Source organism: Planotetraspora silvatica (assembly GCF_016863315.1).
GTDB classification, from domain to species: domain Bacteria; phylum Actinomycetota; class Actinomycetes; order Streptosporangiales; family Streptosporangiaceae; genus Planotetraspora; species Planotetraspora silvatica.
Window position 1 is genome coordinate 1 of record NZ_BOOQ01000039.1, and the last position, 18,732, is coordinate 18,732.

General features: G+C 68.0%; 19 protein-coding genes. 9 read left to right on the plus strand and 10 right to left on the minus strand.

The annotated features are described in order from the left end of the window. Positions 1-132 precede the first annotated feature (132 nt). Positions 133-795: a sigma-70 family RNA polymerase sigma factor gene (locus Psi02_RS27465; RefSeq protein WP_203978566.1), complete on the plus strand. Its 663-nt coding sequence runs from the start codon at positions 133-135 to the stop codon at positions 793-795. After that, positions 792-1,019 (plus strand): hypothetical protein, encoded by a 228-nt coding sequence (locus Psi02_RS27470; protein WP_203978567.1) that lies wholly within the window; start codon positions 792-794, stop codon positions 1,017-1,019. Before Psi02_RS27465 ends, Psi02_RS27470 begins: the two co-directional genes overlap by 4 nt. 261 nt (positions 1,020-1,280) lie before the next feature. Here Psi02_RS27470 and Psi02_RS27475 read toward each other — a convergent pair whose 3' ends face one another. Together Psi02_RS27475 and Psi02_RS27480 are read right to left on the minus strand one after the other, a co-directional pair. Continuing rightward, complete coding sequence (locus Psi02_RS27475) at positions 1,281-2,183, minus strand: alpha/beta fold hydrolase (RefSeq protein WP_239095199.1); 903 nt, start codon at positions 2,181-2,183, stop codon at positions 1,281-1,283. 33 nt (positions 2,184-2,216) lie between these two features. Continuing rightward, positions 2,217-2,828 (minus strand): TetR/AcrR family transcriptional regulator, encoded by a 612-nt coding sequence (locus Psi02_RS27480; protein WP_203978568.1) that lies wholly within the window; start codon positions 2,826-2,828, stop codon positions 2,217-2,219. A gap of 1,064 nt (positions 2,829-3,892) precedes the next feature. Between Psi02_RS27480 and Psi02_RS27485 the strand changes: the two genes are divergently transcribed. Further along, positions 3,893-4,534 (plus strand): carbonic anhydrase, encoded by a 642-nt coding sequence (locus Psi02_RS27485; RefSeq protein WP_203978569.1) that lies wholly within the window; start codon positions 3,893-3,895, stop codon positions 4,532-4,534. Between the two features lie 163 nt (positions 4,535-4,697). Here Psi02_RS27485 and Psi02_RS27490 read toward each other — a convergent pair whose 3' ends face one another. Together Psi02_RS27490 and Psi02_RS27495 are read right to left on the minus strand one after the other, a co-directional pair. Next, positions 4,698-5,672: an L-threonylcarbamoyladenylate synthase gene (locus Psi02_RS27490; protein ID WP_203978570.1), complete on the minus strand. Its 975-nt coding sequence runs from the start codon at positions 5,670-5,672 to the stop codon at positions 4,698-4,700. Between the two features lie 429 nt (positions 5,673-6,101). Next, a complete protein-coding gene (locus tag Psi02_RS27495; protein ID WP_203978571.1) occupies positions 6,102-6,572 on the minus strand; it encodes a quinone oxidoreductase family protein in 471 nt (156 codons plus the stop codon). Between the two features lie 512 nt (positions 6,573-7,084). Here Psi02_RS27495 and Psi02_RS40235 point away from each other — a divergent pair. After that, on the plus strand, positions 7,085-7,852 hold the full coding sequence (locus tag Psi02_RS40235; RefSeq protein WP_239095200.1) for a hypothetical protein: 768 nt from the start codon (positions 7,085-7,087) through the stop codon (positions 7,850-7,852). Beyond that, entirely contained in the window at positions 7,842-8,063 is a 222-nt protein-coding gene (locus tag Psi02_RS40240; RefSeq protein ID WP_239095201.1) for a response regulator transcription factor, read from the plus strand. Before Psi02_RS40235 ends, Psi02_RS40240 begins: the two co-directional genes overlap by 11 nt. A 245-nt stretch (positions 8,064-8,308) precedes the next feature. Here Psi02_RS40240 and Psi02_RS27505 read toward each other — a convergent pair whose 3' ends face one another. From Psi02_RS27505 to Psi02_RS27525, 5 genes are all read right to left on the minus strand, one after another. Next, positions 8,309-8,959, minus strand: coding sequence for an alpha/beta fold hydrolase (locus Psi02_RS27505; RefSeq protein ID WP_203978573.1), 651 nt, complete (start codon positions 8,957-8,959; stop codon positions 8,309-8,311). A 269-nt stretch (positions 8,960-9,228) separates the two neighbouring features. After that, complete coding sequence (locus tag Psi02_RS27510; protein WP_203978574.1) at positions 9,229-9,618, minus strand: hypothetical protein; 390 nt, start codon at positions 9,616-9,618, stop codon at positions 9,229-9,231. 328 nt (positions 9,619-9,946) lie between these two features. Beyond that, on the minus strand, positions 9,947-10,750 hold the full coding sequence (locus Psi02_RS27515; RefSeq protein WP_203978575.1) for an alpha/beta fold hydrolase: 804 nt from the start codon (positions 10,748-10,750) through the stop codon (positions 9,947-9,949). Between the two features lie 86 nt (positions 10,751-10,836). Continuing rightward, complete coding sequence (locus tag Psi02_RS27520) at positions 10,837-11,163, minus strand: helix-turn-helix domain-containing protein (protein WP_203978576.1); 327 nt, start codon at positions 11,161-11,163, stop codon at positions 10,837-10,839. Positions 11,164-11,268: 105 nt separating this feature from the next. Continuing rightward, positions 11,269-11,973 carry a hypothetical protein gene (locus Psi02_RS27525; RefSeq protein WP_203978577.1) on the minus strand — a complete coding sequence of 235 codons (705 nt, stop codon included), beginning with the start codon at positions 11,971-11,973 and terminating at the stop codon, positions 11,269-11,271. Positions 11,974-12,404: 431 nt separating this feature from the next. Between Psi02_RS27525 and Psi02_RS27530 the strand changes: the two genes are divergently transcribed. Then, positions 12,405-12,659, plus strand: coding sequence for a hypothetical protein (locus Psi02_RS27530; RefSeq protein ID WP_203978578.1), 255 nt, complete (start codon positions 12,405-12,407; stop codon positions 12,657-12,659). A 361-nt stretch (positions 12,660-13,020) separates the two neighbouring features. Beyond that, entirely contained in the window at positions 13,021-14,175 is a 1,155-nt protein-coding gene (locus Psi02_RS27535) for an alpha-hydroxy-acid oxidizing protein (protein WP_203978579.1), read from the plus strand. 357 nt (positions 14,176-14,532) lie between these two features. Here the strand turns inward: Psi02_RS27535 and Psi02_RS27540 are convergent, their stop codons facing one another. Next, complete coding sequence (locus tag Psi02_RS27540; RefSeq protein WP_203978580.1) at positions 14,533-15,228, minus strand: alpha/beta fold hydrolase; 696 nt, start codon at positions 15,226-15,228, stop codon at positions 14,533-14,535. Positions 15,229-15,394: 166 nt separating this feature from the next. Here Psi02_RS27540 and Psi02_RS41140 point away from each other — a divergent pair, with 166 nt between their 5' ends. Both Psi02_RS41140 and Psi02_RS27545 read left to right on the plus strand, forming a co-directional pair. Then, complete coding sequence (locus Psi02_RS41140) at positions 15,395-15,580, plus strand: nucleotidyltransferase domain-containing protein (RefSeq protein WP_373317689.1); 186 nt, start codon at positions 15,395-15,397, stop codon at positions 15,578-15,580. 111 nt (positions 15,581-15,691) lie between these two features. Beyond that, on the plus strand, positions 15,692-18,496 hold the full coding sequence (locus Psi02_RS27545) for a helix-turn-helix transcriptional regulator (protein ID WP_203978581.1): 2,805 nt from the start codon (positions 15,692-15,694) through the stop codon (positions 18,494-18,496). The last annotated feature ends 236 nt before the right edge of the window (positions 18,497-18,732 follow it).

Genomic DNA, 18,732 nt, shown 5'->3' on the forward strand with positions numbered 1-18,732 from the left:
CCCGTAGCTGAGTCGGGCGCCCGCCACGGCCACCTCGTCATCGCCCCGGCCGATCGTGCGCGGCTCGTCCGCGTCGGCCGCCGATCGTCACCGCCCCAGGGCGGTCAACTGCTCTCTTGATAGGTTTTAGGCATGGGATCTGTCGAATCCGCCGCCCACGGCCACACGACGGCGACACTCGATCCTGAATCCGCCGAATGGGTGAGAGCGCTCACGGGCGGGGGTACGGATTATGAGGGCGCGCTCGTGCGGTTGCACCAGATGTTGCTTCGCGTCGCACGTGGCGAGGTGAGCAGGCGGGCGCCCCGGCTGAGCATCAGCGGCCCTGAACTCGACGACCTGGCCCATCAAGCCGCCGCCGACGCCATGATGGCCCTGACCGGCAAACTTGAGCAGTTCCGCGGGGAAAGCCGCTTCACCACCTGGGCGTACAAATTCGTGATCTTCGAGGTCTCCGGCAAGATCGGCCGCCACTATTGGCGCAAACCGGACGCACGGCTGGACACCGAAGACTGGGAGCGGCTGCCTGACCGGCTGGGGTTCGATCCGGCCCACCAGGTGGAGTGGCACGACCTGATCGTCGCCTTGCACCGTGCGGTGGACGACGACCTGACCCCTCATCAACGGCGAGTGTTCATCGCGATCGTGCTCAACGGAATCCCCCTCGACGCCCTCGTGGCCGAGATGGACTCCAACCGCAACGCCATCTACAAGACCCTCTTCGACGCCCGGCGCAAACTGGCCGCCTCTCTGGCCGCCCGGGGGTATGTGAATCACGACGCGAGGCGTTCATGAACGGCTGGTCACAACTCGAACGGTTCCTGCAGACCGACCCCACGGACGTGGGATGCGGCGAGGCGATGGAAATCATGCACGTGTACGCCGACCTGGTGCAGGCCGGCGCTGATCCTGAGGCGCGATATCCGGGCGTGGCGGCGCACCTGCGTGCATGCGGTCCGTGCACGGAGGATTTCGAGGGCCTGCTGGCCGCGTTGGAGGACGCTCCCGAGAGAGGCTGAACGCCCCTCATCGGCCGTGGCTTCGCGAATTCTCCTGCTGGGCTTGCCCCGCGCGATAGCGGGTTTGCACTGAATTCGTGGGACCACAGTCGTGAACGAGAACGGGGGTCGCCGATCTCGAAGACCCGTCGAGGAGGACGCCGGTGCCGCAGGAGCGCGTCGTTGAACCGCGTCGCTGGGGCGAAGTATTGCGGAACGCCATACTTATACGGCCTGGGAGGATCTGAGCGAACACGCCTGGTCCGATCGTGCCGATCCGCACTACTGCAGAAAATCGAGCAGTCGGCGTGTGGTCTCCTCGGGCGCCTCTTCAGGAATGAAGTGACCGACTGGTATCGGGCCGCCGCGAACGTCATCGGCCCACTCCCGCCATATCGCAAGCGGATCATCGTAAAGTTTCGCGACCGAACCGCGCCGGCTCCAGAGGAAGAGCACAGGGCAGGAGATCTTCCGCTTCCCGCGATCCGCCTCGTCCTGCTGGTAGTCCAAGGTCGGGGATGCGCGGAACTCCTCGCAGACGGCGTGCACCGTATCGGGGTGGTTGAATTTCTCGACGTACTCGCCGCGTACCTCGGCCGGGAAAGCGTCCTTCACCTCGGACCACGTGTTGAGCATGAAGTCGACCAGGTTGGCCGGCGCCGCGTTGACGAACTGTTCCGGTACCGGTTCCGGCGCGGCGAGGAAGGACCATTGCCAGTAGAGGAGGCTGAAGTCTTTGTCGGCGCGGTTGTACGCGTCGCCGACGGGGACGACGTCGATGACGGCGAGCCGGAGAACGGCATCCGGGTGATCCAGTGCGAGACGGTAGGCGCAGCGCGCCCCGCGATCGTGTCCCACGACGCTGAACTGGTCGTAGCCCAGATGTTGCATGACCCCGAGCTGGTCACGGCCGATCGCTCGCATGCTGTACGGCTCATGGTCGGCGGTACTGGGCGGCTTGCCACTGTCGCCGTACCCCCGCAAATCGGTGGCGACGACGGTGTAGCGGTCGGCAAGGTGGGGTGCTACCCGATGCCACATCAGATGCGTTTCCGGAATACCGTGCAGGAGGAGCAGAGGCGGTCCGTTGCCGCCTCGGCGTCCGTGGATCGACGCACCCGCGGTAGAGATGTCGAACTCTTCGAATCGATCGAACATGGCCACGAACCCCCTCGCGACGGTCAAGGACCGTCCTGTCCATCGGCCGTGACGCTACCGTCAGCCGTCCAACCTGAGCATCCGGGTGACTAGCTGGTGCAGGTGCGCGCGGAACCGCTGTAGGTACACAGTGTCGCGAGGCCCATGGGGCTCCCCTTTCGGGGAGAGCATGCCGCCTACTACGAAGCCGCGGATGCACCAGACGATGACCTCCAGATTCACATCGAGGTCCATGTTGGATCCGACGACGCCCCGAAACGCGTCGTTGATGCGGTCCCGATTTGGCTTGAGGTACAGAGCCTCAACCCCGGTGATGTCGGCGGCGTCGGACATCCATCGGTGTATCCACAGCTCAGGGATCTCTGGGTGGTCGATGTGGAAGTCCAGGAAGCGGTCGACGACCAGGAGGACACCCGCCCGATCGGGTGTGAACTCGGCTAATGCCGAGTCCAACATCGCCTGTGTGGCGAGGTGACTCCGACGCATCACCGTCATGTAGATCTCGCGTTTGCCGCCGACGAGGTCGGTGACAGTGGCGATGTCGAGTCCGGCGGCGTCAGCGATCGTTTGGGCTGGAGTGCCGTCGTACCCGAGCGACGCGAAGAGCCGGGTGGCCTTCTCGATGACGCGCTCCTGCACTATGTTCGGCTCGGACTCGCTGTCGCCTCCCATGAACATCACGTTAGTCGCGTTCTCTGCCACTGCGCCCGTAATGTTCCGTTCCTATTCCGCTGGATAGCGAAACGTTGGGTCCATTTCAACCTGATCATGCACACCGTGATGACCTGCGACATCATCCCCTTTGCCAGCGACCCACCGCGGAGCGGCAGCAGGCCGGCGACAGAGATGCAAGCCCGGCTTGACGTGTCCCTGTGCCTGCGCTTCCACGGACATGATGGGGCCGGTGGAGCCATCGATGTCGGTCAGCGTCTGCGGCTTCTGCTTGGGGCGGTAGCCGAGGGCCGGGTAGTAGGCGATCTTCCGCTCGGTGATGCGCGCGCCCCGGGGTGGCGGGCACGGGGTCGCCGCGGTGGAGGCAGCCTTCGATGGTGGCGAGGTCGTTGTAGCCGTACCAGGCCGTCTTACCGATCTTCAGGAACCGGCGGGCGTGGTAGCGGGAGGCCCAGACGCGGTGACGCGGTGCGGTCTGTCTGCGGTGGTCGGCACGTCGGGCACCCCCAGACATGCGAAAGGCCCTCGGCGTCTCCGCTCAAGGGCCACGTGATCCACGATCAAGACGATGAGGTCGCTGGTGGCTAGGAAGCTGGCATACGCCTCGCGACGCTCGGCCAGTCGACTGAGCTGTACTTGTCGCCGGAACTGGGTGCGCTCACGGGTGGCGCTTGCCAGAAGTGTGAGGGCTACACCTCCGAGCGCTGCGGCCGGCGCGATGAGCGTGTCCCATGCGAACGTCATGCAGGTCAGACGCCGCGGGTATCAGGCTGGTTCACCGACTCGAGCAGATAAGAGCCCTGTCCGCGGTGGCGGCTGCGTCGTACGACGGTGGGGGTGCGCCTCTCATAGGGGTTGACGCTCGCCGCCTCCATCATCTGCTGGCGACGCCTCGCCCTCTGATCATTGTGTTAGGACTTCTTAGCGCCTATATCGGCGCAAGCGCTTCGGCCTGGGTATCGAAGCCGGAATCGCCGGCGTCTGGGGGCGACGACGAAGCCCTCAGCGGGCACTGGGAAGACCCAGACAGCCCGACAGCCCGGGGCTTGGCCTAGGCTCCGGCCATGACCGAGATCAAGTCTCCGACTCCCAAGGAAGCCTTCGACTTGCTGCTCGCGGGTAACCAGCGCTTCGTTGCGGGTGCCCCGGAGCACCCGAACCAGGACGCTACGCGCCGCGCCGAGATCGCACCGGGCCAGCGCCCGTTCGCCGTCCTGTTCGGATGCTCCGACTCCCGGTTGGCCGCAGAGATCATCTTCGATCGTGGCTTGGGTGACCTGTTCGTGGTGCGCACCGCGGGCCACGTGATGGGCGCGGAGGTGCTTGGCAGCATCGAGTACGGGGTGGACGTGCTGGACTGCCCGCTGGTGGTGGTCCTCGGCCATGACTCGTGTGGCGCGGTGGGCGCCGCGTGCGCCGCGCTGGAGGGCGGGATTGTGCCGACCGGGTATGTCCGGGACATCGTCGAGCGGGTGACCCCCAGCCTGCTCGCGGCGCGGGCCGCAGGTCGCGTGAAGGCCGACGAGATCTTGACCGAGCACATAAAGCAAACGGCTGACCTGCTAGTGGACGGCTCTCGAGTGCTCGCCGAACGGGTCAACGCCGGCCAGGCCGCCGTCGTGGGCCTGTGCTACCGCCTAGCCGTCGGCAGCGCCCAGGTGGTAGCAGCCCGCGGCCTTGACGTCACCGTCGATTCCACATCGTGACCGGAGTTCCGCCAGCCGTTGCACAGCCACGTCACACCTCGCATGGCCCACCAATCCGGTCTCGCTCCCTGTCCCGTACCTCGCGCGGACTTTGGCCTTGCCACGGACTGCGAGGGGAGCCACGGGTGGGAAATCTTGAGCCACTGACAAGGGGCGTTGCTGGTCACTCGGAGGAGCGGGGCCCCGCGGCGCGGCGGAGCCGGTTGGCGATCGCGAGTCCCAGCCCCTCCTCCATCGGCAACGACGCGACGACAAGGTCGCACCCCCGCTGGTCGAGCTCGCGCAGGAACCCGTACAGCCCGCGCGCATAGGCGGCCGTCGAACCGGGAACCGCCACCACAGCATGCGCCTTCACCGGAGCGTCGGCGAAGGAGGGGGGAAGAAGAACACCCACCTGGTGCCCTAGCTCCTGCGCGATCTCCGCTTCGGCGACGACCTTCTCGGGCTCGACGAGGACGACCCGCGCACGCGGCGCATAGTGCGACGGATGCTGGCCCGGCACGCGAACGCGGCTCGTCGAGTGGACCGCAAGAGGGCACCCCAGCACCGCTTCGAGTCCCTCGCGCGTCACCCCACCGGGGCGCAGGATGCTCGGGGTGTCACCCGTGACGTCGACGATGGTCGACTCGACACCGACCTCGCAGGGGCCGCCATCCAGCACGAAATCGACGGCATCACCGAGCTCCGCACGGACGTGGTTCGCCGTTGTCGGGCTGACCGAGCCGAAGCGGTTGGCGGACGGGGCCGCGACACCGCCGCCGAAGGCCGAGAGCAGCGCGAGTGCGACAGGGTGGTCAGGCACGCGCACGGCCACCGTCTCTAGGCCACCAGTCGCTTCGAGGGGCACCCGGCGACCGCGCCGCAGGACCAGCGTGAGTGGCCCCGGCCAGAAGCGTTCGGCCAACAGTCGGGCCGTCGCGGGCACGTCCTCGACCCAGCCGCCCAGGTGCTCCGCGCCGCCGATGTGAACGATCAGCGGGTGAGTGGGTGGGCGCCCCTTGACCTGGAAGACGCGCGCGACGGCGGCGGAGTTCTCTGCATTGGCGCCTAGACCGTAGACGGTTTCGGTCGGGAAGGCCACCAGGCCTCCGGCGCGCAGCGCACCGGCCGCCTTCTCGATGTCACTGGTTCTTGCCATCACCCTCGCAATCCTCTCACTGTCCGCTCTCCTCACATTTCCGTGGTCTCATCGGCGTACGACGCCTCACGTGACGCGCTCACATGACGGCACCGAACCCGGCTACCCAGCACCCATCTGGACACTGGGACGCATTCCATCGCCGAACTCGGGCGCCTGCCATGCTTGACCACAGGTCAAGTAGCGGTAGCAGGCCAGCAGCAAGATGATCACGGTCTCCAAGACGCCGAAAGGGCCGACCCGATCAATCGGATCAGCCCTCTGAGCTGCGTCGGGACGACAGGATTTGAACCTGCGACCCTTGACCCCCAGGCAACCAAGGTGCGGGCGGGATCAGCCTGCATACCCGCCCCCACCTGCGGAAACGATCCTCGCCCGTCCACCGATGTATGCGGCCGTCCACGGCGATAGTCACCCAGCCCGCGGCAATTACGCCGGATCAGGGCCCACGACACCAGCGGCGCCGTGCAGCAACAGGGTTTCGCCCTTCTTGAAGTCCAGCTCGCGCAGCACGCGATCCGCGGTCTCACCGGCCTGGGGCAGCGCGACGGCCTGTTCCCAACTGACCTTCGCGGGTTTGTGTATGACGGTGGCCATGCGGGCGTGCTCGGCGTAGGCACCGCCGTTGACCCAGCCCACGACCTCATCGCCGAGGACGAAGCCGGTGACGCCTTCACCGACCTCGTCGACGATCCCGGCTGCCTCCACACCCGGCACGGACGGCAGCGGCGTGGGCATGAAGTCATCGAACCAGCCGCGACGCACTTTGAAGTCCACCGGGTTGACGCCGATCGCCTGTACGGCGATACGCACCTCGCCCGGACCCGCGTGGGGCTCCTCGACGTCCTTGAGCTGAAGAACCTCGGGCCCGCCGAACTCCTCGAAAACTATTGCCTGCATTGGTCAGCCTCCAGTGTGAGAACGACAACCTCCGACCGGCCGGACACACAGCCGGTCGCCCTCTCGGCACACCCATCATCGACCGGACGCGGCGCGATCTAGCTGGCCTTTTGGACGGTTCGGTCCCGTCCGAAGGGCGGGGCGGGCGCAGTGACCCACAGTCGTACGCTTGACACCGTGGAGTACGCCGGATTCGCATAGCCGTCATCGGCCCTGGTCACAGCCGCGCACATCATGCATGCCCCGGTATCGGAGATGGCCACCCGCCTGTCCGCGGCCCTGGCCGACGACGTGCCGCACCGGGCGGTCGCCCTCCTGGCGACCCAGTGTGCGTCCTCCCCCGTCGCGGCCGTGGGCGACCAGGAGCTCACCGGCACGCTCACCGGAGCGGTACTCGGCGCGCTTGTCGCACAGGTAACACCGGGCCACCCGTGGCAGGGAACGGCGCACCTCGCAGGGGGCCTGTCCTCGCCGTCGCGAGTGATCTCACTCCCCGGGGCGCCGGCCTTGTCATGGTCCTCGACGAGGACACTCCTGTCACGGCGAACGTCCTCCCGATCGTGCAGGCGCTGGTGGATTTGCTCACCAGTCATGTGGAGCAACTGGTCACGGATGCCACACCGAGCACGCTAGCCCAGTCCCGAGCGGTCGCACAGGCCAGGACTCATGCCGTCGCCGAACTGAGCGAGGCGCACGCGGCCGCGCTCTCCGGGATCCTGGGCGTGCTGCGCAGCCACCGGCTGGACGACACCGTCGCACGGTCGACCGCCGTCGACCTGGCCGTTAACGCGCTCCTGGAGCTGCGCAACGAATCTCCGCGGGGCACCTCGCCGGTGTGGGAGGAGTCGGCCAGGCAGGCCTTCGGTCATCTGTCCGACTCGCTGAAGACGCTGCTCAGCCACAGTGCGATCCAGCTGGAACTGGATCCGCCCGCAAACGACAGGCCGCTGACGTCGGCCACCGCGCACGCCGCCAAAGTGTCCGTGCGAGCCGCTGTCCTGGCGGCACTGCAGCAGAGCGAGGTCAGGCGGATCAGGGTCGGCTGGCAGCTCGGGCTCACCGAGCTGGTGGCGACCGTACGGGACGACGGACCCGGCCTGCTGAATGACGATCTCCGCACCTGCCAGATCGCTCAGCGGGTGGAGGCCCAGGGCGGTTCCTTCGAACTGCGACGCCGTGCCCGGCTGGGGAATGACGACCAAGCTGACGTTTCCCCTGGCACTGTCCGAGGCCGCTGCCACGAGGATCCCCAGACCCATACTCGCCTCCTTGCCGGATGAGGCTCCGGGCACCGACCCCCTGGCCGGTCTGGGAGCGCGGGAACTCGAGGTACTCGAGCGCCTCGCACTCGGCCACCGCAACAGAACCATCGCCCAGGAGCTGCACATCAGCGAGTCCACCGTGAAGTTCCACGTCGCGAACATCCTGACCAAGCTCTCGGTCGGTTCGCGAGGTGAGGCGGCGGCGTTCTTCCACTCGGCGGCGGTCTGAGTCCCCAGACCGAACGCCTACCCAGGTCGTACGATCGACCGATTCGCGACCCGTACCGAGGGCCGTCTCGCCGACGCGGAGACCTGTCTGCGGGACACGCTAACCCTGTGGAACACCACGCAGGCCCCGTTGGGCACTGAGAATCAGCAATCCACATGGTGCGCGACACCGGCTCGGAGGTCGGCGGCGTCGCTGCCTGTGTATGGGGCGGACGTGAGCAGGCTGGGCAGCATCGTGCGCCGCGTCTACACCCTGCCCGTCAGGTAACCCTCCAGCCGGTCGGCCAGCTCACCGGGACGGGCCAGCATGGGCGCGTGCCCGCCGTCGATCTCGTCGGGCGTGATGCCCAGCCGGTCGCGCACGACTGCGCGCATGAAGCCCGGCGTGAAGAACCGGTCGTCACGGCACAGCAGGAACCTGGTCGACACCTCCGGCCAGGCGTCCAGGGGCCACGGCTCCGCGAAGGCCTTGTCTGCGTGATCCCGGCTCTTCGACAGCAGCTCCTCCGCCAACTCCTGGGGCACGTCGTGTAGGAACAGCGCGACGGGGTCGCTCATGTCTTTGCCCTCGAAGCCCGTGTTGGCCCACCAGTCGGACGGCGGCTCGCCCGGCGCCGGAATCATGGCCGACACCAGCACCAGCAGCTCGGCCGGCACCCGAGCACAGACGAGCGGGCCGACGAAGCCGCCCCACGAGTGCGCCACCACGACCAGGTCGCGGCGGGCGCCGACGGCCTCGGCCACGGCATCGGCATAGTCGAGCAGCTCGGCGGACTCGTCCTCGATCGGCAGGTCCACGGCTACCACGTCATGCCCTCGGCCGCGCAACTCGGCCGCCAGCAGGTGCCAGTCCCAGGCGGAGCCGCCGCCGCCGTGAATCAGGGCGAATGTCGCCATCGCACGTACCCCCAGGCATCAGGCTGCCCACCACGTTAACCGCACGCTCCGACAATTCCGCGTCCGGTTCAATGCCGGCGTCATCGTCGAGCACCTCTAGCACGGCAAGTGAGAAACAACCTCAGCAAAGATCAAGGCCCGGTTCGGGAATCATCCCCTGACCTGGGCATTTGTGTGTGGAGCGGGTGACGGGAATCGAACCCGCGCTGGCAGCTTGGCACTCGGCTACTGATCTACTCCCTTCTGAGCTGGGAAACAGGGGCTGCTGCTCAGCGCCGGTCGAGTCCTCGTGACTTCCCGTCAGTCCCCGCTGATCGCTGTGCCTGGTTGGTCGTGGACGGATGCGCGGCAGGCTCGGGTGCGGTCATGTCCAGCAGGAGCATCGCGTCGTGGTCGGGAGTGCCAGGTTCGGCGACGTAGACGCCGAGGCGCTGGCCGGGGGTGCCCTCCAGGTGCATGGACTGGGTGCTGAGCGTGATGAGGCCGTTTCGCACCTTGCGCCTCGGGTTCGGGTACAGCGCCACATCGAAGTGGTCATCCGACCATGAACTAGCCTCCTCCACGACCTGGCCGTCAGCATCTTCGAGTGACCACGGATACCAGCTGACCTCTACCTGGTCGGGGTAGATGTTCTCCGTGACGCAGGCGCGGGCCTCCACGCCGGCGTAGACGTAACCCTTCCGATCGTGCGAGCAGGATGAGCTCGTCGATCGCCTCCGCCGTGTAGCGGAACGCCTGGACGGCCCACCCAGCGCGGCACCTCGCGGTCGTCGCGGAGACGGTGGAAGGTCTGCAACCGCTCGTCGGTGGCGCAGCCCGGGTGAGGGTCGTGCCCCTGGTTCAGCGTGGCCTCGGTGACGGGCACGCTGCCCGCGTTTCATCCGGCCGCAAGTGCGCGCGGACGAGCTGGAGCGCCCATTCCGTCTCGCAGCCTTCAGCGAGCTCCTCGTAATCCCCGACGTCACCCGTGCCCGGCCGATCACTCCGTCACGGCCTGAAGAACTCGGTCAGCACCGCCGCGAACGGCTTCGCGTCGACCACGTGCGAATGGCCGTCGAGGATGCGGCGTTGCGACCGGGGGATGATCGCCGCGATCACGTCGGCCGCGTCATCGAAGAAGCCCGCGGGCAGCCCTTCTCCACCGGGATCAGGCTCGGTCCGGCCCGTGGCGACCAGAGCCGGCTGCGTGATCCTCGCCAGAAGCCCGGTGGGCGGCCGGCCGTCACCCAGGACGGCCGCGTCGTACGCGAGGGTGTGGGCGAGGACCTCCAGCCCAGGCCACAGCGGCGAGGCTTTCGCCCCCGCGATGTCTTCCTCGGACGAGCCGGCCAAGCCCATGAAGAGTTCGAGCGCCTCGCCTCGTCGTCCCTCGGCGAGCGCCATCCCGAGCTGGTCGACGTAGTCCCGCCACCATCGCGACGCCTCGTCAGCGACCATGTATGGCACCTCGTACACGGCGACCTTGTTGACCGCGAGCCGCGACGCGGCGGCGCGCAGCGCGAGTGCACCGCCCGAGGAGACGCCGTACAGACTCGCGGATCCGCCGGCCTCGGCGATGAGCGCCTCGATGTCCTCGATCTCGCGTTCCACGGCGTAGGGATGGGTGTCGCCGCTGCCGGCCCGTCCCCGACGGGCGTAGTTCCAGGTGGTGAAATCGGCGGCGAGCTCCGCGGCGAGCGGAGCGTTCTCCGCCCCGTCGTCGAGATTGCCGCCGACCAGGATAACGGCGGGCCCGCTTCCCCGTCGCTCGTATGCGATCGACGTCCCGTCCTTCGACGTCACCCGGTCCATGAGTTCCTCCGTGCACTCTTAGGGGGCATGACCGCGCACCACCACCCTAGGATCCGCTCCCGCGCCGGCCGGGCAAATCGTGGAAATCAGCGCAGGATCCGCGAGACGGTCCGCTCAGGCACCCCGGTCTGGTCGGTGATGTGGGCCGGGCCGCGACGATCAGTACGGCGGCAGGCCAGCACGCGGGCCTCGACGCTGGCGGGAGTGCGGTTGGCCACCCGATGCGGGCGTGAGGAACGCTCGCGCAGACCCGGCCAGCCTTGCTCGTCATAGCGGCGCACCCACCGGTGCGCGCATTGGCGGGAGATGCCCAGTTCCTTGGCGACATGCGCGACGGGCCGGCCCTCGAGGCGGACGCGCCGCACCAGCGGGATCCGCCCGTGCATGATCAGACGAGCATTAGCGTGGGCCATGAAGACCTCCGGTTCGGTGAAGACGGCATCTCCACCACATCCGGAGGTCTTCTTATTGATCAAGCATCAACTACGGCGTGTCACCAACCCGCTGGCCAAGTACAGCTAGCCGGTGACGGTGAAGGCGCACCAGGATGACCAGGCCGAGACCACGTTCCCGTCCTCGGCGCGCACACGGAACTGGTAAGGGCCAGGAGTCAGCGTCCCCGGGGCGACGCCGGTTCCGAAGACCCGGCCGCCGGGCCAGATGGCTTCGGTTTTCCGGATCAGCGGGTCCTGCCCTGGGTGGCCGATCTCGAAGGTCGAGCTCAGGTTCGGGTAGTTGAGACCGATGGTCTGGGGGGCCGGGGAGGCCGCGAAGGTGAGACTGTCACGCGTTCCCACGACAGGGGCGCCGCTCACTGCTCCGCACTGCTGGAATCCCGCGTAGGGGCCGGCCGAGATGCGCAGTGCGGCAGGGACTCCCGGAGTGGGCACCGCGCCGGATGCGTTGACGGTGAACACGCACCAGGGCAGCCATTCCGACACTGCGGCTCCGTCCTCCGCCCGCACCCGAACACGATAGGAGCCGTCGGTCAGCACACCGCCGGGCACCTGGAAGCGCGCCGAGGAGCCGACGAATCCCACAGTCTGCGTGAGCAGAGGTTCACCGTTCGAGAGGGACAACTCGAACGCGGCTCGCAGGTTCAGCCGGTCGGTGTTGTACGCCGGGGCGCCGCTGCTGACGCCGAACAGCGGCTGAATGCTTCGCGCCACCGGCGCGGCCGTGGCCTGGCAGAACTGCGGGGCGAGATCGGGAGAGGACGACACATAGAGGCCTGCGGGCGCGTGGGGCGCCGAAAGAGCCGGTGCGCCGGATGTACCTGTGGGCTGGGAAACGGCTGTCGGCGATGGCGTGGGCCTGGGCGCGGGGGTCGGCTTGCGGGACCGGTACGTGGTCGGCATCCGATCGGCCCGGGTCAGAGTCGTCGATGGCCTGTCGACTGGCCGGTGCGACATGGGGGGCGGAGCGGCCGACCCGCTGGTCCGGGTGACGTCCGCCAGGGATACGGCGGGCGTGAGGACGACTCCGCTCACGATGAGCGCCAGTACCGCCGCGAATCGACGCCGACGTAACGGGTGCTGTCGATCGGGCGTCGTGGCGCTGCGTCGCGTCTGCTGCATGGGTGTGCCTCCGTGTGCGGTTGATCGGGGAATCCCGCGTAGGCAAGCACACACCGCCGCTCGGCCAAGGTCACCATGTGGCGGGCAGCCGTAAGAAGTACTTCATATATCGCGCCCTCCGGCCGGAGGTCAGTGCCCGTTCCGGAATCGGCCACGCAGCGGTCCGTTCGACGACCGCCATCGCCGGACCGCCTTCGGCGGTGATGCACCACGCGCGCATACCCCCGACGACCAGTCCGCCCCGCTCGGCGCTGCGACCGGACACGATCACGTGCGCACCCTCGGCGGAGAACGCCTCCGCGATCGCCCGCCCGATGTTGCTGGCCTGCTGAAGTCACGAACGGCCTGTGGGGTCGGGCCAAAAGTGCGTGGACCAACTGCACATCAGCGACGACCCCGCGGGCTTCGACGCACTGATCACGCTGCCGTTCGAGGAGTGGCCATGAATCTCCGTGAGACCCGCTCATCCCCTTCACTCTGGCACGCATCTGGCACGAGATCTCGATGTCAAGACCCGCTGACCGTCATGCATCGAGGTCACGCGAACGTATCAGCGCCCGGCGCTCCCGTTGACCGCTGACGCCGGAAGCAAAGAACGCCCGGTTACGTCACCCTCGCTCTTTTCCACATGCTTGGCCGTTGCTTACCCGATCGACTCGGGTAATGCTCCACTCGCGCGGATAGTGCCTACGTATGACTTTCGCAGAGTACCAAGATGAGCTGTACGCCCAGGGACAGACCGGCCATCAGCCGCCGTATCCCATGACATTTGCGGATCTGGAAGAGAAGGCATCGGCCGCGATGAGACCGAAGGTCTGGGGGTATGTTGCCGGCGGCGCCGGTGACGAACACACCCAGCGGGCCAACTGCGAGGCTTTCAAGCGCTGGGGCTTGTATCCGCGCATGCTGGTCGCCCCTACCGAACGTGATATGTCGATCGAGTTGTTCGGGGTGAGGTTGCCCTCGCCGGTGTTTATGGCGCCGATCGGGGTGCTCGGGGTGTGCGCGCAAGACGGTCACGGCGATCTTGCCTGCGCGCGAGCCTCCGTTCGCACAGGTGTTCCGTTCTTCGCGGCGACGCTGTCGGCGGATCCGATGGAGGACGTGGCCGCAGTACTCGGCGATACGCCCGGCTTCTTCCAGCTCTACACACCACCAGATCGGGACCTGGCCGCGAGCCTGGTGCACCGCGCCGAGGCAGCGGGTTTCAAAGGCATCGCCGTCACCCTCGATACCTGGGTCACCGGCTGGCGGCCTCGGGACCTGAGCGGCTCGAACTACCCACAGGTGCCCAGCGGGTGCCTGAGCAATTACACCAGCGACCCGGTGTTCCGGAAGAGACTGCAGCCCGGCGAGGATGCCACCGAGTTGGCCGTGCGCACGTTGCCGATCTTCGGTGGACCGTTCAGGTGGGACGACCTGGACTGGCTACGGTCGCAGACCGAGCTGCCGCTGATGCTCAAAGGCATCTGCCACCCCGACGATGTTCGTCGCGCCAAAGACCGCGGCACAGACGCCATCTACTGTTCCAACCACGGTGGACGGCAAGCTAACGGAGGACTGACCACCTTGGAGTGCCTGCCCGACGTGCTTGAAGCCGCTGACGGGCTGCCGGTCCTGTTCGACTCGGGTGTGCGCAGCGGCGCCGACGCCATCAAGGCGCTGGCGTTGGGTGCTACCGCGGTGGGGATCGGTCGCCCGTACGCATACGGGCTGGCACTCGGCGGCGAGGACGGTGTCGTGCACGTGCTGCGCTCACTGCTGGCTGAAGCGGACCTGATCATGGCGGTCGACGGATATCCCACCCTCAAGGACCTCACGCCTGAGGCGCTGCGCCTCGTGCGATGACCGGCCACGCGCCTAGCCTGGCCCCCAGTTGCTCCATCGCCCTGCGGACCATGACGGACCCGGACGCCTCCGTCGACGGCTCTCGCCGCCGCAGCGTGCAGCAGCGGACTCTTGCCGCGCCGGGCTCACCGGTCGACAGAAGCGACCCGCCATCGGGACCGCACGGTCGACGAAAGCGCCGATGACGGTCAGGTCCCTGATACGGCCGTAGAGCGGCTGACCTGCGCCGCTTGTGTGGTCGCGCCAGCCAAAAGCCGCACCGCTGAACCCGTACGTTCCGCCGCCGCGGTGACGGTGGCGGAACGACGGGGCGCCCCGGCCTATCGGAGTACGGCCGGAGCGTCCGCCGCCACCTGCCTACCGTCCGGCGGCGGCCTGCTTGATCAGGTTTGCGACCGCGTCGGGACGGGATTCGTAGATGGCGTGGCTGCCGGGGACCTCGGCGACGACGGAGCCGGCACGCTCGGACATCGCCCGCTGCGCTGGCGGCGGGATCATCTTGTCGTCGGAGGCGACCAGGTACCAGCTTGGCTTGGTGCGCCAGGCCGGCTCGGTCACCGCGCCGCCGAGCGCGTCCAGGCCCCACGGTACCTGCGAGTCCGCGAGGAAGGCCGCGCGGTCGGCCGGAAGGTCTCCGGCGAACGAGCCGTGGAACTTGTCGCGGTCCAGGAACAGGAAGCCGTCGACCGGCGGCAGGATCGGGGGAACCGGGGCGCCGGGCGGCGGGTCGGCGATCAGCGTGTTGACGGACTCGCCCTTGTCAGGCACGAAAGCGGCGATGTAGACGAGGGCCGCGACCTTGTCGTGGGTGCCGGCTTCGCTGATGACGGCCCCGCCGTATGAGTGGCCGACCAGCACGGTGGGTCCGTCCTGCCGGTCGAGAATCTGCCGGGTCGCGGCGGCGTCGCCGGCCAGCGACAGGGTGGGGTTCTGCACGATGCTCACCTGGTAGCCGTCGGCCTTGAGCAGCTCGTACACCGCCTGCCAGCCGCCGCCATCGACGAAACCGCCGTGCACCAGCACCACGTTGCGAATGGGGTCACCAGAACTCATTCTCAATCCTCCTTGGGGGAACGGGTGCCACACTAGGCCGGGCCATCGGCCCGTCGATTGCGTCAAATGACTTGGATCGCCGCGGAGGACTGACCGGGGACGCGCGCGCTGGCGCACCGTCGGGCACAGTTCAGGACGGTCGTAGCGAGGTCGTCACACTTCCCCTATCCCGTATCCCACCGACGCTCTCACTACCGGAACGATCCTCGGCATGACCATCGCCTGCCTGTCGGTTGAGCAGCAGGTCCACTTCCACCAGGGCCACGAACCGACCGGGACCGGCACGACATGGCACAGCGGCGCAGAGTGCACGACATCGCCACCCACCTCCAATTCGTGTCGGTCCTGCTGAGTTTTTCGCCATATGCCCCAAACCGGGATGATCTAGTACGTGGCTCCCGCTGGTTCCCTAAGATGATGAACCACCGGGCTGGGCCATCCCGGGGTAGATGGAGGTGCCTGCGTGGCCGACTCGCCAGCCGACGGACCCAAGACGGTCGGCGACGCTGATCTGTTCGGCCGCGACGACGATCTCCGCATACTCCACACTTTGGTAGACCGCGCCCGCCAGTATGGCGGAGCCCTGTTGTTGTTCGGCGAGCCCGGTATCGGAAAGACGGCGCTGCTGGACGCGGCGAGCGCGTACGCCGAGGCAGTCGGCACTCACGTCTTGCGGGCGTCAGGCACGCAGTTCGAGGCGGGCCACAGCTTCTCCACACTCCATCAGGCCTTGTACCCGATGGTGGGCGATCTCGACGCGTTGAACCCGGTGCACCGTAGGGCACTCGGCGTTGCGCTTGGCCTTCGAGCCGGTTCCCCGCCGGGCTTGCTGGTGATCGCGAACGCGGCCTTGGCGCTGTTGTCCCACGCGGCGGCGACCCGGCCCGTGCTGGTGGTCGTCGACGACCTGCCGTGGCTGGATCGGGCCAGCGCCATGGTCTTGGCGATCGTCGCCCGCCGGGTGACGGGCACGCGGGTCGGTTTCCTGGCCGCCTACCGGTCCGGCGACGAAAGCTTCTTCGACCGTGCCGGCCTGCCCGATCATGAGGTGCGGCCACTCGCGGAGGAGGCCGCGGACGCGCTGGCGGCGCACTGGTTCCCCGCGCTCGTGCCCGCGGTGCGGCGACGTCTCCTGACGGAGGCGCAGGGAAACCCGCTGGCCTTGCATGAGCTTCCCCTTGCACTGTCGGGCCGGCAACGATCCGGTGCCGCTCGGCTGCCGGAGGTGCTGCCGTTGAGCGGTCGTCTCCAAGCGACGTTCGAGTCGCGGATCAGCGGGCTGCCGCCGTCGGCACGGCAGGTGCTGCTGCTGTTGGTGCTGGACGGGACGGGCAGCCTGCCCGCGCTGGTGGCGCTCGGCGCCGACGCGGCGGCGCTGGCCCCGGCCGAGCGGGCGGGGCTGGTCGCCGTCGAAGAGGGGGCGGGCCGGGTGAGGTTCCGGCATCCGTTGACGCGTTCGGCGGTCGTCAACTTGTCCACAGTGGAGGAACGGCTGCGAGCCCACGCGATGCTCGCCGAGCGGCAGTCGGGCAGTCCGGAGCGCAGAGCCTGGCATCTGGCCAACGCCACGGTCGGTACGGACGAACAGGTGGCACGGTTTCTGGAGGAGACCGCTCACACGATCCGCAGCCGCGGCGACGCGGCCGGTTCGGTCACCGCTCTGCTGCGGGCCGCCGATCTCAGTCCGGTCGGCGCCGACCGGAGCCGGCGGCTCGCCGAGGCCGCGTACTTCGGGGCGGTGATGACCGGCGACCTGCGAGAGGTGCCGCGCCTGCTCGCCGATGCCCGGCAGGGCGAGAGCGGGAACGCCAGGTCGCTGGTCTCGGCCGTCGCGGCCGCCCATCATCTGCTGCTCAGCGGTGAGGGAGACGTCGACACCGCGCACCGGCTGCTGGTCGGCGCCATCGAGATGCAGCCCGCGCCCTACGTCAGCGAGGACAACACGCTCGTCGAGGGGTTCTACACCCTGGGCTGGGTCTGCTACTTCGGCGGGCGCGCCGAGCTGTGGACGCCGTTCCACGCGGCGTTCGGGCAGTTGGCCGCGCCGGTTCCGGAGCTGCTCGCGCTGCTGGCCGGCACTTTCGCCGATCCAGCCCGCACCGCGTCCGCGCTGCTCGCGCGGATCGAGGCGGCGATCGCCGATCTGGACGGGCAGGGTGACCCGGTCTGGAGCGTCCGGGTGGGGCTGGCCGCGATGTTCGTGGATCGGCTGACCTTGTGCCGGGCCGCCTTGTGGCGCATCCTGCGCGACCATCGTGGTGACGCCGCGGTGACGCTGACTTTGCACGCCCGATCGTTGCTCGGGCTGGATCAATTCATCACCGGCGAGTGGGATGAGCTGCAAGCTCTAGCCGAGGAGCACGTCGAGCTGTGCCGGCTGCACAACTATCGGCTGCTGGAATGCCTGGGCCTGTATCTGTTGGCGATGCTGACCGCTGCCCGCGGCGACCATGAGGCCACCAAGGCCCTGACCGACCGGATGACGACGTGGGCGACACCGCGGCGGGCCGGACTGGTCCAGCGCATCGCGGCCCAGGCCTTGATCCTCGACGCGCTGGGCCGCGGGGACTTCGAGCAGGCCTACCGGCACACGACCACGATCACGGCCGCCGGCGAGCTGGCCACCCATGTGCCGCATGCGCTGTGGGTGATCATGGATGTCGTCGAGGCGGCGGTGCGCACCGGGCGAACGGCGGAAGCGGTCGCGCACGTCGAGGCGGTACGCGCCTGCGGGGTCGCCGCGCTGTCGTCGCGGCTTGCCATGGCCGTGGACGCCGCGGCCGCCCTGGTGGCGGGCGACGAGGACGCGGTAATCCTCTTCGAGCGGGCGCTTTCCGTGGCCGGCGGAGAGCACTGGCCGTTCGAACGCGCGCGTATCGCCCTCGCCTACGGAGAGCGGCTACGGCGTAACAAAGCGACTGTCGAGGCCCGCAGGCACCTCATCGATGCCCTGAACACATTCGAGCGTCTGGAGGCCCGGCCATGGGCCGCACGGGCCGCGAGTGAGCTGCGCGCAACCGGGCAGAGCATCGGCCACCACGCCCCCACTGGTGTGGGATCCCTCACTCCGCAGCAGCGCGAGATCGCCGAACTCGCCGCCGCCGGGTTGACCAACAAGCAGATCGGCGAACGGCTCTTCCTGTCGCCCCGGACCGTTGGGACCCACCTCTACCAGGTCTTCCCGAAGCTCGGCATCACTTCACGCGCCGCCCTGCGCGACGCACTGGCGGGACTCGACGACCAGGCGCCGCCGCCCGCGGGACTGTAAGACACGAACGGCTCTGTCTCTCTTTCGGTGGTGACGGAGCGTTAGAGGAGGAGGAGAGGGAGGCCAGGTCACGTCCCGCTGCGTGGTGTAACTCCAGCCGATCATGTGGGTCGGCGAGCAGGGTTGTCGTGACTATGACGCGGCCAGGGCGGTAGGCGCCAGGGCTTCGGCCGGAGCCCTCCGGCATTGAACACGTAGCCGGACGGACAACAGGCGAACGTTTTTCGGCTACGACA

Bases quoted from the DNA above. Each gene is read 5' to 3' on its own strand.
- Psi02_RS27515 (WP_203978575.1), bottom strand. From the start codon at position 10,750: ATGGACCGGGTGACGTCGAAGGACGGGACGTCGATCGCATACGAGCGA.
- Psi02_RS27505 (WP_203978573.1), bottom strand. From the start codon at position 8,959: ATGGCGACATTCGCCCTGATTCACGGCGGCGGCGGCTCCGCCTGGGAC.
- Psi02_RS27535 (WP_203978579.1), top strand. From the start codon at position 13,021: ATGACTTTCGCAGAGTACCAAGATGAGCTGTACGCCCAGGGACAGACC.
- Psi02_RS27540 (WP_203978580.1), bottom strand. From the start codon at position 15,228: ATGAGTTCTGGTGACCCCATTCGCAACGTGGTGCTGGTGCACGGCGGT.
- Psi02_RS27480 (WP_203978568.1), bottom strand. From the start codon at position 2,828: ATGGGAGGCGACAGCGAGTCCGAGCCGAACATAGTGCAGGAGCGCGTC.
- Psi02_RS27465 (WP_203978566.1), top strand. From the start codon at position 133: ATGGGATCTGTCGAATCCGCCGCCCACGGCCACACGACGGCGACACTC.
- Psi02_RS40235 (WP_239095200.1), top strand. From the start codon at position 7,085: ATGGTCCTCGACGAGGACACTCCTGTCACGGCGAACGTCCTCCCGATC.
- Psi02_RS27520 (WP_203978576.1), bottom strand. From the start codon at position 11,163: ATGGCCCACGCTAATGCTCGTCTGATCATGCACGGGCGGATCCCGCTG.
- Psi02_RS27485 (WP_203978569.1), top strand. From the start codon at position 3,893: ATGACCGAGATCAAGTCTCCGACTCCCAAGGAAGCCTTCGACTTGCTG.
- Psi02_RS27470 (WP_203978567.1), top strand. From the start codon at position 792: ATGAACGGCTGGTCACAACTCGAACGGTTCCTGCAGACCGACCCCACG.
- Psi02_RS27490 (WP_203978570.1), bottom strand. From the start codon at position 5,672: ATGGCAAGAACCAGTGACATCGAGAAGGCGGCCGGTGCGCTGCGCGCC.
- Psi02_RS27495 (WP_203978571.1), bottom strand. From the start codon at position 6,572: ATGCAGGCAATAGTTTTCGAGGAGTTCGGCGGGCCCGAGGTTCTTCAG.